Source organism: Nocardioides secundeburneus, assembly GCF_039939255.1.
Taxonomy (GTDB): Bacteria; Actinomycetota; Actinomycetes; order Propionibacteriales; family Nocardioidaceae; genus Nocardioides.
The window spans coordinates 239,060-250,820 of sequence record NZ_JBDUUE010000007.1 but is presented as its reverse complement, the minus strand read 5'-3'; the positions used below and the strand labels follow the sequence as shown (position 1 = coordinate 250,820).

Here is an 11,761-nt window from a genome sequence, read left to right as displayed (position 1 = left end):
TCACGCGCCCGCCCTGCTACCCCAGCACGACCTCGACGCGCTGGAACTCCTTGAGGTCGGTGTAGCCGGTCGTCGCCATCGAGCGGCGCAGTGCCCCGATGAGGTTCATGGTGCCGTCGGCCACGCGGGAGGGACCGAACAGGATCTCCTCGAGAGTGCCGACCTGGTCGAGCTTGACCCGCTGGCCGCGCGGCAGCACCTCGTGGGTGGCCTCGGTGCCCCAGTGGAAGCCGTGGCCGGGCGCGTCGGTGGCGCGGGCGAACGGCGAGCCGACCATGACGGCGTCGGCGCCGCAGGCGACGGCCTTGGCGAGGTCGCCCGACTTGCCGATGGAGCCGTCGGCGATGACGTGGACGTAGCGCCCGCCGGACTCGTCGAGGTAGTCGCGGCGGGCCGCGGCGACGTCGGCCACGGCACTCGCCATCGGGACGGCGACACCGAGCACGGTGCGCGTGGTGTGGGCCGCTCCCCCGCCGAAGCCGACCAGGACGCCGGCGGCACCGGTGCGCATGAGGTGCAGCGCCGCCTGGTGCGTGGCGCAGCCACCGACGATGACCGGCACGTCGAGCTCGTAGATGAACTCCTTGAGGTTGAGCGGCTCGGCCTGGCTCGAGACGTGCTCGGCCGAGACCGTGGTGCCCCGGATGACGAACATGTCGACGCCGGCGTCGACCACGGTCTTGGCGAACTCCTTGGTGCGCTGCGGCGACAGCGCGCCGGCGACGGTGACGCCGGCGTCGCGGACCTCGCGCACGCGCTCGGAGATCAGCTCGGCCTTGACCGGCTCGGCGTAGATCTCCTGCATGCGGCGGACTGCGTCGGTGCCCTCGAGCCCGGCGACCTCGGCGAGCAGGTCGCTCGGGTCGTCGTAGCGGGTCCAGAGGCCCTCGAGGTTGAGCACGCCGAGGCCGCCGTGGCCCCCGAGGGCGATGGCGGTGGCCGGCGACATGACCGAGTCCATCGGGGCGGCGAGCACGGGCAGGTCGAAGCGGTAGGCGTCGATCTGCCAGTCGACGCTGACCTCCTCGGGGTCACGCGTGCGCCGCGAGGGCACGATCGCGATGTCGTCGAAGGAGTAGGCGCGGCGGGCCCGCTTGGCCTGGCCGATCTGGATCTCGGTCATGGCCGTAGTTTCGCAGACCCACCGGCCGCCGGCCGTCACCGGCTCGGGGCGGGGCGGGCCGTACGCCGTCCGGCACCCCCCGGGTTCTCAGCGACCCGAGTAGTTGGGCGCCTCGACGGTCATCTGGACGTCGTGGGGGTGGTTCTCCTTGAGCGAGGCCGAGGTGATCCGCACGAACCGGCCCTTGTCCTGCAGCTGCGGCACGGTGCGGGCGCCGACGTAGAACATCGACTGGTTGAGCCCGCCGATGAGCTGGTGCGCCACGTTGGCGAGCGGGCCGCGGTAGGCGACCTGACCCTCGATGCCCTCGGGCACGATCTGGTCGTCGCTGGTCACCTCGGCCTGGAAGTAGCGGTCCTTGGAGTAGGACTTCTTGCCGCGACTCGACATCGCACCCAGCGAGCCCATGCCGCGGTAGGCCTTGTACTGCTTGCCGTTGACGAACACGAGGTCGCCGGGCGACTCGTCGCAGCCGGCGAGCAGCGAGCCCACCATCACGGCGTCGGCACCGGCCACGAGCGCCTTGGCGATCTCGCCGGAGTGCTTCATGCCGCCGTCGGCGATGACCGGGACGCCGGCCGGCTTGCAGGCGAGCGAGGCCTCGTAGACGGCGGTGACCTGCGGGACGCCGACACCGGTGACCACGCGGGTGGTGCAGATGGAGCCCGGCCCGACGCCGACCTTGACCGCGTCGGCGCCGGCGTCGACGAACGCCTGCGCGCCCTCGCGGGTGCCGACGTTGCCGCCGATGACCTGGACGTGCTTCGTGGCCGGGTCGGACTTGAGCCGCTGGACCATGTCGAGGAGCATCCGCACGTTGCCGTGGGCGGTGTCGGCGACGAGCACGTCGACGCCGGCCTCGATGAGGGTGGTGGCGCGCAGCCAGGCATCGCCGAAGTAGCCGATGGCGGCACCGACCATGAGCCGGCCGTGGCCGTCGTTGGAGGCGAGCGGGAACTGCTCGCCCTTGACGAAGTCCTTGACGGTGATGAGGCCCGCGAGGCGGCCCTGGTCGTCGACGAGCGGCAGCCGCTCACGCTTGTGCTGGCGCAGCAGGAGCGTGGCGTCGTCGCGCGAGATGCCGACCGGCCCGGTGACCAGCGGCATCGGGGTCATCACCTCGTCGACCTTGGTGGTGGCCCACTCGGCGACCGGCGTGAACCGCAGGTCGCGGTTGGTGCAGATGCCGAGGAGCCGGTTGTCGGTGTCGACGACGGGCAGGCCGGAGACGCGGTACTCGCCGCAGATGCGGTCGAGCTCCTCCAACGTGGCGTCGGGGCCGATGGTGACCGGGTTGGAGATGATGCCCGTCTGGGTGCGCTTGACGAGGTCGACCTGGTAGGCCTGGTCGTCGATCGACAGGTTACGGTGCAGCACGCCGAGGCCGCCCTGGCGGGCCATGGCGATGGCCATGCGCGACTCGGTGACGGTGTCCATCGCAGCGCTGATGATCGGCACCTTGATGCTGATCTCGCGCGTCAGGCGCGTCGTCGTGTCGATCTCGTCGGGGGCGAGGTCGGAATGACCCGGCAGCAGCAGGACGTCGTCGTAGGTGAGACCGAGGGCGGCGAACTTCTCTGGAACCTCCACCCCCCGAGTCTACGCAAGCCTCCGGGGTCACCCCTTGAGCGGCCGCAGCCCGCTCACGACGATGCGCACCGTGAGCACGTCGCCGGACATCCGGATGCGCCCACGCAGCCCGGCGGCGAGGACCATCGGGAGGACCGCGCGGTTGTCGTGCGCCGTCGTCAGCACCACCTGCTCGGCGCCGGCACCGCGGGCCAGGCGAGCCGCGGTGCCGAGCAGCCGGGTGCCGATGCCACGGCGCTGGTGGGCGCGGTCGACCTCGATCTCGATCGCCGACAGGCCCGGCTCGCCGGTCGGCGTCACCCGGGCGAAGCCGATCGCGACGCCGTCGGCCAGCGTCGTGACGCGGCCGCCGTCGACGACGTAGGCCGGGTCGACACCCCGCCCCATGGCCGCGGCACCGCGCGGCACCGACGCCCGGCGCTCGCGGTCGAGCACGTCGCCGACGAGGGCGGCCACCGCGGCGCCCCGGGCGCGCTCGACCGCGGTGAAGGGCGAGACCCGGCGCACCTGCACCTGGACGTCGTCGACCTGCAGCTCCATCACGTCCTCGGGCGCGTCACCGGGCCGCACGTCGGCGTCGAAGAGCCGGGCCACGACGTGCGGGAACGACGCCGGGTCGGCCAGGACGGCGCGCGCCGCCTCGACGTAGCGCGTCGGCTGGTCGAGCCGGGCCTCCTCGGTGCACGGCAGCACGAGGACGTCGGTGGCGGCGGCGCGGTGCAGGAGGTCGACGACGTCGTCGGGGCCCCAGCCCTCGGGCGTGCGCACGTCGAGCTCGTCGGTGACCTGCTCGTCGTCCGGGAAGACCTGCAGGGCCAGGATGTTGACGCCGGCCTTGCCGCACTCGTGCGCGAGCACGGCCAGCGTGCCGGGACGATCCGGCAGCGTCGCACGCACTCGCCACACCATGCCTCAGCGTGACGGGGCCGGGTTGCGCGACGACGTCACCGGCGTTTCGTCGCCGCTACGACGGGGCCGTCACAGGGGCCGGAGGTCGTCGACGAGCCACTCGCCGTCGACCAGCACGAGCTCGACGTAGGCCCGGTTGCGGCCGAGCACCTCGGGCTCGGCGTCGTCGGCCCGCCCCTTGGCCTCGAGGAGGAGCTGGTCGACGTAGACCAGGCACGTGACGTGCTCGTCGTCCGGGGCGCGGACGACGCCGGCCCCGCGCACGACGGCCTCGGCCACGGCGGCCCGGCGGCGGGCGAACGGACGCACCCGCTCGTCGAAGACCCGGGTGAAGGTCCGGGCGTAGCGCCGCGTCATGCGGTCGGTCGCGGCCTCGAGCGCGACGTCGAGGTCGCGGTGGTCGTAGCGCAGCGTCAGGGGCACCGCCACGACGGCGGCCTCGAGCGCCGCGCGCCCGGGGCCTCGCAGGGCGGCCGGCTCGTAGGGCGGGTCGCCGAGCCCGCCGACCGCCGCCGGTGGGTCGCCGGCCCCGGCCGGGGTCGGGCGGGTGAGGGCGAGCCCGACGCACAGGGCCGAGCCGGCCAGCACCAGCGCGAGGAGCACCGAGACGCGTCGGTCGCCGAGCAACGCCATCGCCTAGGCCACCTCGTCGAGGGCGGCGACCAGCCAGTCGCCGTCGACCCGGTCGAGGGCGACCCGGGTGCGGTAGCGCGTCGTCCGCTCGCCGGCGCTGCTGCGGATCGTGACGTCGACGGCGACCAGGACCCGTGCTCGCGCCGGGTCGAGGTACTCGGTGGCGGTGCCGTCGTCGGGCAGCGCCGGCACCAGCTGCAGGCGATCGCGGCGCACCCGGCGCGCGACGGCCTCGGACTGGGCGTCGAAGCGCTCGACGAACCCGGCGGTGCCGAGCGCGCGCATGCGGCGCAGGTCGCGACGCACGTGCCGGTGGTCGAGGCTGAAGTAGCGCGTCGCCGCCCGACGCGCCGCCACGACGGCGCGCCCCGCGTCGTCGTCCTGCCACCCGGCGAGGCCGATGTCGGCCGGTCGTTCGGCCCCGACCTCCGCCGCCTCGCTCGTGCGGTCGTGGACGAGCACCCCGGCCGTGGCCAGGACGACGAGCAGCAGGAAGGCCAGCAGGGCGACGAGCAGTCGCGGTGGGCGCGCCTCGTCCCCGTCGTCCATGCACCCTCCCCGGCTCTCGGACCCGACCCGGCTCAGCCTGGCACGCCCCCTGCGCCCCGCGCGCCCGTATCGGCAACTCCGCACACCCGGGCACGCACGAGGGCCCGGTGCCGAAGCACCGGGCCCTCGTGACCTCGTTCAGCTCACCTCAGCCACCTGCACGGCGCGCCGCGCGGGCGCGCCGGCTCGCGGCCGGGGTCGCCCGGAGCGAGCCCTGCGAGCGCAGGGCGTGCCCCGGACGTGGGGCGGCGCGGTCGCTCCAGGCGGCGCGCCACGCGCGAGCTCCGCTCGCGCCATCAATCAGTGGCCGTGGCCGTGACCGTGGCCGCCCGCGGCGTCGTCGTCCTCGTCCTCGGGCTTGTCGACGACGAGCGTCTCGGTGGTCAGCAGCATCGCGGCGATGGAGGTCGCGTTGATGAGCGCCGAGCGGGTGACCTTGACCGGGTCGAGGACGCCCTGGGCGACGAGGTCGCCGTACTCGCCGGTGGCGGCGTTGTAGCCCTGGCCGAGGCCGAGCTCGCGCACCTTGGTGGTGACGACGTAGCCGTTCTCGCCACCGTTCTCGGCGATCCAGCGCAGCGGCTCGTCGGCGGCCTTGCGGACGACGCGGACGCCGATCGCCTCGTCGCCGGTGAGGCCGAGGTCGTCAGCAAGCACGGAGACGGCGTGGATGATCGCGGAGCCACCGCCGGGGACGATGCCCTCCTCGATCGCGGCGCGCGTGGCGGAGACGGCGTCCTCGATGCGGTGCTTCTTCTCCTTGAGCTCGACCTCGGTGGCCGCGCCGACCTTGATCACGCAGACGCCGCCGGCGAGCTTGGCGAGGCGCTCCTGGAGCTTCTCGCGGTCCCAGTCGGAGTCGGTCGACTCGATCTCGGTCTTGATCTGGCCGACCCGGGCCTCGACCTCGGCGGCGTCGCCGGCGCCGTCGACGATCGTGGTGTTGTCCTTGGTGACGACGATGCGGCGGGCGGTGCCGAGGACGTCGAGGCCGACCTGGTCGAGCTTGAGCCCGACCTCAGGGGCGACGACCTGCGCGCCGGTGAGGGTCGCGATGTCCTGCATCATCGCCTTGCGGCGGTCGCCGAAGGCGGGGCTCTTGACCGCGACGGCGTTGAACGTGCCGCGGATCTTGTTCACCACCAGCGTCGAGAGCGCCTCGCCGTCGACGTCCTCGGCGAGGATGAACAGCGACTTGCCGGACTGGATGACCTTCTCGAGCAGCGGCAGGACCTCGGCGACCGAGCTGATCTTGCCCTGGTGCAGGAGGATGTAGGGGTCGTCGAGGACGGCCTCCATGCGCTCGGGGTCGCTGACGAAGTACTGGCTGATGTAGCCCTTGTCGAACTGCATGCCCTCGGTGAACTCGAGCTCGGTGCCCATGGTGTTGGACTCCTCGACCGTGATCACGCCGTCCTTGCCGACCTTGTCGAAGGCGTCGGCGAGCAGGTCGCCGATGTGGCTGTCGCGGCTCGAGATGGTGGCGACCGAGGCCATGTCGTCGCGGGTCTCGACCTCGCGGGCCGACTCGAGGAGGGCGTCGCTGACGGCCTGGGCGGCGAGGTCCATGCCGCGCTTGAGGCCCATCGGGTTGACGCCGGCCGCGACGGCGCGCAGGCCCTCGTGGACCATCGCCTGGGCGAGCACGGTGGCGGTGGTGGTGCCGTCGCCGGCGACGTCGTTGGTCTTGGTGGCCACCTCCTTGGTCAGCTGGGCGCCGAGGTTCTCGAACGGGTCGTCGAGCTCGACCTCACGGGCGACGGTGACGCCGTCGTTGGTGATGGTCGGCGCGCCCCACTTCTTGTCGAGGACGACGTAGCGGCCCTTGGGACCGAGGGTGACCTTGACGGCGTTGGCGAGGGCGTCGACGCCACGCTCGAGCGCGCGGCGGGCGTTCTCGTCGAACTCCAGGATCTTGGGCATGAGGAACTAGCTCCTAGGCAGAACGGTGGGTGGAACAGAACGGGTCGTGTGCCCGCGGCCGGTCAGGAGACCGGCCAGAGGCACACGACCCGGAGTGATCGCTGAGGATCAGGAGACGACGGCGAGGACGTCGCGGGCGGAGAGGATGAGGTACTCCTCGCCGGCGTACTTGACCTCGGTGCCGCCGTACTTGCTGTAGATGACCTTGTCGCCGACGGCGACGTCGAGCGGGACACGGTTGCCGTTGTCGTCGACGCGGCCGGGGCCGAGGGCGATGACCTCACCCTCCTGCGGCTTCTCCTTGGCGGTGTCCGGGATGACCAGGCCGGAGGCCGTGGTCTGCTCGGCCTCGAGGGCCTTGACGACGATGCGGTCCTCGAGAGGCTTGATGTTGACCGACACTTCGGATCAACCTCCACTTTCGGTGTTGTGCTCGGGCTGACAGGGGGCCTGCGGGTGTACGCCGTCGCGGGGGTCGTACGTCGCAAGCGCTGGCACCCTCGGGGCGAGAGTGCCAGCACCGAAACTAGCACTCCCCAGGTGCGAGTGCCAGGAGCACCCCTGCGAGACTCGACGGGTGGACCTCGACGCCTTCCAATGGCTGCTCACCGACGACGGCCAGCAGCTGCTGGCACGGGCCGGCGAGCTCGCGGCGGTCGAGCCCGAGCCGCTGCGCGTGCAGGCCGAGCTGCGGCGGCAGGACTCCCCCGACCGGGTCGCCGCAGCGCTCACCCAGGTCGAGCTGCGCCGGCGCGCCGAGCCGAAGCTCGGCCCGAGCGCGGCGCGGATGTACTTCACGCCCGACGGCCTCGAGCAGGCCACGCGTCTCAGCGTCGCGCGGCACCGCGCCGCGCGCCTGACGGCGTTCGAGGCCCGCACCCACGTCGACCTCGGGTGCGGCATCGGCGGCGACCTCGTCGCCGTCGCCGAGGCCGGCATCACCTGCGCCGGCGTCGACCTCGACCCCGTGCGGGTGGCGGTCGCCGAGGCCAACCTCGCCGCGCTCGGCCTGCCGGGCGCCGTCCAGGTGGCCGACGCGACGCGGGTCGACACCAGCCCGTTCGACGTCGCCTACGCCGACCCGGCGCGCCGCACCGGCGCCGGTCGCACCTTCCGCGCCGAGGACTGGACGCCGCCGTGGTCGTTCGTCGAGACGCTGCTGGCGCGCGACTCGTGCGTCAAGGTCGCCCCCGGCATCCCGCACGCGCTCGTGCCCGGCGGCGTCGAGGCCGAGTGGGTCAGCGACCGGGGCGAGGTGAAGGAGGCCGCGCTCTGGTCGGGCCGGCTCGCCACCACCGCCCGCCGCGCCACCGTGATCGGCGCGACCGGGCTCGCCACCCTCACCGACGACGACGACCCGGGGCCGGCGGCGGTCGGCGTCCGTGGCGTCGGCGCCTACCTCTACGAGCCCGACGGCGCCGTCGTCCGCGCCGGGCTGGTGACGGCGGTCGCCGCCGGCGTCGAGGGAGGGCTCGTCGACGAGCACATCGCCTACGTCACCGCCGACGCCTCGTTCCGCACGCCGTTCGCCCGCGGCTACCGGGTGCTGGAGCACCTGCCCTACCGCGAGAAGCAGCTGCGCGCGGCCCTGCGCGAACGCGGCGTCGGACGGCTCACGATCAAGAAGCGCGGCGTCGACGTCGTGCCGGAGCAGCTGCGCAAGCGCCTCGCCCTGCAGGGCGACGCCGAGGCGACCATCGTGCTCACCCGGGTGTCGGGTCAGGGCACCGCGCTGCTGGTCGAGCCCTTCTGAGACGACTCCGCCGCGGCCGGCGCCCCGGCCGCCAGGTGCAGCCGCGACAAGGGGTGCCCGCGCAGCGGGACGGCGAGCAGCGACCACACGTCGCCCACGACGGCGCGCTCGCCCCCGCGGGCCTCGACGACCTGCGTGAGCCAGTCGCGCACCTCGATCACGATCGTCTCGTCGCCGGTGACGACGGAGGCCGCGAGACAGCCGACGACGTGGTCGACGTGCCCGACCAGGTCGGGCCACCAGACAGGTTGGAGGCGACGATCGGCGTGGCCCATCCGGTCGAGCAGCCGGGCGACGACCCCCTCGACGAGCACGTGCCGCTGCTCCACGAGCCACTCGCCCTCGACGTCGCCGGGGGTGCGGTCGGGGACGGGCACCTGCTCGAGCCGGCCGGGCAGCTGCTCGAGCACGTCGATGGCCTCGGCGAGGTCGGCGGCGTAGGCCGTCGCCCCGAGGGCCGCGGCACGGGCGGGGTCTCCCCCGAACGCGCTGCCGCCGACGACGACCGGGATGCCCATCGACCGCAGCTCGGCGAAGACCCGCTTCTGCGGCGCCAGCGACGACGTCAGCGAGGCGCTGAACAGCACTGCGTGCGGGCGGGTGAGCAGCACCTCGCGCACCAGGTGGTCGGGGTCGGGGTCGCCGCCGAGGTAGCTCACCCGGAAGCCGGCCCACCCGAGTCCCTCGGCGATGACCAGGGCCGGCAGCGAGTGCCGCTCGGTCTCGACGCAGGCCACCACGACGGTCGGGCGGTCGGGGTCGGGCTCGGGCGCGAACGAGCCGAGCCAGTGCACCAGGCCCTCGTTGATGGCGGTCGCCTCGTGCTCCTGCTCCACGCTCCACAGCCCGGAGAGCCACAGCTCGCCGATGCGCGCCTGCGCCGGGACGACGAGCTCGTCGATCAGCTCGGTCGCGGTGCGCCCGGCCTCGTGCTCGGCCTTGACGATCGTCAAGGCGGCGGCCCGGTCTCGGGACTCGAGTGCGGCCCAGTAGTCGGAGCGGAGCTGGTTCATCGAGCCATTTCGTCGGCGGACGTGGAGTCGATCGTGGCCGCTCGCGAGACGGCGACCGTCCAGCCACCCAACGTCATCGAGAAGTCACTGGATATACCCGCAAGGGTGTGACTAGCGTGCTGACCCGTGTTCGCCCTCCTCGGTCGCATCGCCTCCCGCCGTCCGTGGTTCGTCGTCCTGGCCTGGATCGCCGCCGCCGTCGTGGTGGTCTCCTTCGCCCCGACCCTCGAGACCACCCAGGAGCAATCGGAGTTCCTCCCGGACCACTACGAGTCGGTCAAGGCGATCGACCTTCAGTCCGCTTCCTTCCCCGGCGCCACCACGCCGGCGGCGCTGATCGTCTTCGAGCGCACCGACGGCGGCACGCTGACCGCCGACGACCAGACGACGATCGCCGACGTCGCGAAGCGGCTCGGCCCCGAGCTCGGCGCGAAGACGTTCGTGCAGCAGGTCGTGACCACCGGTCCCGACGGCAGCCCCAACGTGTCGCAGGACGGCGTCGCCCAGATCGGCGTCGTCGGGCTCGCCGAGGGCGCCACCGGCTTCGACCCGCAGGCCTTCGACGACGCCGAGCAGCTGCGCACCGACCTCGACGACCTCCTCGCGGGCACCGACCTCACCGCGCTGACCACCGGCTCGGTGCCCCAGGGCCTCGACTCGCAGGACTCCGCCGAGACGACGCTGCTGATCGTCGGCGTCGCCACGATCGTGCTCATCGTGGGCCTGCTCGCCATCATCTTCCGCAGCGTCGTCATCTGCCTGCTGCCGGTGGCCACGGTGCTCGTCGTCTCGCCGATCGCCACCGGTCTCATCGCCTGGGCCAACGAGATCTTCGACCTCAGGGCCGACTCCTCGATCGAGACGATCATGGTCGTCGTCCTCTACGGCATCGGCACCGACTACATCCTGTTCTTCCTGTTCCGCTACCGCGAGGCTCTGCGCAGGGGCGAGGAGACGAAGGACGCCGTCGTCGACGCCCTCGAGCGCGCCGGCGAGGCCATCGCCTCGGCCGGCGGAGCCGTGATCGTGGCGTTCTCGGCGCTGCTGCTCAGCTCGCTCGGCATCTTCCGCGCCATCGGGCCCGCGCTCGCGATCGCCGTCGCCGTCACGCTGCTGGCCGCGCTCACCCTGGTGCCGGCCGTCATCACGCTGCTCGGCCGGGCCCTGTTCTGGCCGTCGAAGGCGTGGCGCAAGGAGCCCGAGGCCGCCCGGTTCGGACGGGCCGGTCAGTCGGTCGGACGCCGTCCGGGCGTGTTCGCGGGTGTGTCGGGCCTGGTCATGGTGGTGCTGGCCCTCTTCGCGCTGCAGTTCAACGCCTCGTTCGACTTCAACTCCAGCCTCCCCGACGACGTCGAGTCGACCGAGGGGCTCAAGACCTTCCAGGAGCACTTCTCCGCCGGCGCGAGCGAGCCGGTGCCGGTGCTGGTGAAGTCCGACGACGGGCGGCTCGACCCGGCCGCGTTGAAGACCTACGCCGAGGCCCTCGGCAAGGCCGAGGGCGTCGACCAGGTGTACCCGCCACAGGTCTCCGACGACGGCACCGTCGCCCAGATCAGCCTGGTCCTCGACTCCGACCCGACCTCCGACACCGCCCTGAAGGACGTCGACGGCCCGATCCGCGACGTCGCCCACTCGGCCGCGCCCGCGGGCACCGAGGCGTACGTCGGCGGCACCCCGTCGGTGTTCGCCGACCTCCAGAAGGCGATGGCGCGCGACTACAAGGTGGTCTTCCCGGTGGCCGCGATCGTGATCATGCTGATCCTCGCGCTGCTGCTGCGCAGCCTCGTCGCGCCGTGGTACCTCATGGCCGCCGTCGGCCTCGGCTTCGCCGCCACCCTCGGCACGACGGTGCTGGTCTTCCAGCACGCGGTGGGCGAGAACGGCCTCATCTTCCTGCTGCCGATCTACATCTACCTGTTCGTCACCGCGCTGGGCACCGACTACAACATCCTCATGGTGGCCCGCCTGCGCGAGGAGGCGCGGGCCGGACGCGAGCCCCGCGCCGCGGCGGCCGAGGCGATCAAGCACGCCGGCCCGACCATCGCCGCCGCCGGCGTCATCCTGGCCGGCACGTTCGCCTCCCTGATGCTCGGCGGCAACGCGTTCTTCCAGTCGATGGGCTTCGCGCTCGCCTTCGGCATCCTGGTCGCGGCGTTCGTGATGTCGATGTTCTTCACCCCGGCCCTCACCGCCATGCTCGGCCACGCCGCGTGGTGGCCGGGGCACGCCGACGAGGTGCGCGAGGAGAAGGTCGACGCCGCGCCCTGA

General features: G+C 72.8%; 10 protein-coding genes. 2 read left to right on the top strand and 8 right to left on the bottom strand.

Features of this window, described 5'->3' with window-relative positions; translation table 11 throughout:
* Positions 1–16: 16 nt before the first annotated feature.
* From ABFT23_RS19890 to groES, 7 genes are all read right to left on the bottom strand, one after another.
* On the bottom strand, positions 17–1,123 hold the full coding sequence (locus ABFT23_RS19890; RefSeq protein ID WP_347898367.1) for a GuaB3 family IMP dehydrogenase-related protein: 1,107 nt from the start codon (positions 1,121–1,123) through the stop codon (positions 17–19).
* An 87-nt stretch (positions 1,124–1,210) separates the two neighbouring features.
* Positions 1,211–2,713 carry an IMP dehydrogenase gene (guaB, locus tag ABFT23_RS19885; protein ID WP_347898365.1) on the bottom strand — a complete coding sequence of 501 codons (1,503 nt, stop codon included), beginning with the start codon at positions 2,711–2,713 and terminating at the stop codon, positions 1,211–1,213.
* A gap of 27 nt (positions 2,714–2,740) precedes the next feature.
* Positions 2,741–3,610 (bottom strand): GNAT family N-acetyltransferase, encoded by an 870-nt coding sequence (locus ABFT23_RS19880; protein WP_347898363.1) that lies wholly within the window; start codon positions 3,608–3,610, stop codon positions 2,741–2,743.
* A gap of 81 nt (positions 3,611–3,691) precedes the next feature.
* Positions 3,692–4,255 (bottom strand): hypothetical protein, encoded by a 564-nt coding sequence (locus ABFT23_RS19875; RefSeq protein WP_347898361.1) that lies wholly within the window; start codon positions 4,253–4,255, stop codon positions 3,692–3,694.
* Positions 4,256–4,258: 3 nt separating this feature from the next.
* Positions 4,259–4,804 carry a hypothetical protein gene (locus tag ABFT23_RS19870; protein WP_347898359.1) on the bottom strand — a complete coding sequence of 182 codons (546 nt, stop codon included), beginning with the start codon at positions 4,802–4,804 and terminating at the stop codon, positions 4,259–4,261.
* A 300-nt stretch (positions 4,805–5,104) separates the two neighbouring features.
* Positions 5,105–6,727, bottom strand: coding sequence for a chaperonin GroEL (groL, locus tag ABFT23_RS19865; RefSeq protein ID WP_347898358.1), 1,623 nt, complete (start codon positions 6,725–6,727; stop codon positions 5,105–5,107).
* A 108-nt stretch (positions 6,728–6,835) separates the two neighbouring features.
* Positions 6,836–7,129, bottom strand: a complete 294-nt coding sequence (groES, locus tag ABFT23_RS19860) for a co-chaperone GroES (protein ID WP_347898356.1) — start codon at positions 7,127–7,129, stop codon at positions 6,836–6,838.
* Positions 7,130–7,304: 175 nt separating this feature from the next.
* Between groES and ABFT23_RS19855 the strand changes: the two genes are divergently transcribed.
* Positions 7,305–8,480, top strand: a complete 1,176-nt coding sequence (locus ABFT23_RS19855) for a class I SAM-dependent methyltransferase (RefSeq protein WP_347898354.1) — start codon at positions 7,305–7,307, stop codon at positions 8,478–8,480.
* Here ABFT23_RS19855 and ABFT23_RS19850 read toward each other — a convergent pair.
* A complete protein-coding gene (locus ABFT23_RS19850) occupies positions 8,447–9,493 on the bottom strand; it encodes a cobalamin B12-binding domain-containing protein (RefSeq protein ID WP_347898352.1) in 1,047 nt (348 codons plus the stop codon). The genes ABFT23_RS19855 and ABFT23_RS19850 overlap by 34 nt on opposite strands.
* A 126-nt stretch (positions 9,494–9,619) precedes the next feature.
* On the opposite strand from ABFT23_RS19850, the gene ABFT23_RS19845 reads away from it, so the two are divergent.
* Entirely contained in the window at positions 9,620–11,761 is a 2,142-nt protein-coding gene (locus ABFT23_RS19845; RefSeq protein ID WP_347898350.1) for an MMPL family transporter, read from the top strand.

Coding starts and splice junctions, on each gene's coding strand:
- ABFT23_RS19890 (WP_347898367.1), bottom strand. CDS start 1,123: ATGACCGAGATCCAGATCGGCCAGGCCAAGCGGGCCCGCCGCGCCTAC.
- ABFT23_RS19875 (WP_347898361.1), bottom strand. CDS start 4,255: ATGGCGTTGCTCGGCGACCGACGCGTCTCGGTGCTCCTCGCGCTGGTG.
- ABFT23_RS19870 (WP_347898359.1), bottom strand. CDS start 4,804: ATGGACGACGGGGACGAGGCGCGCCCACCGCGACTGCTCGTCGCCCTG.
- groL (WP_347898358.1), bottom strand. CDS start 6,727: ATGCCCAAGATCCTGGAGTTCGACGAGAACGCCCGCCGCGCGCTCGAG.
- ABFT23_RS19850 (WP_347898352.1), bottom strand. CDS start 9,493: ATGAACCAGCTCCGCTCCGACTACTGGGCCGCACTCGAGTCCCGAGAC.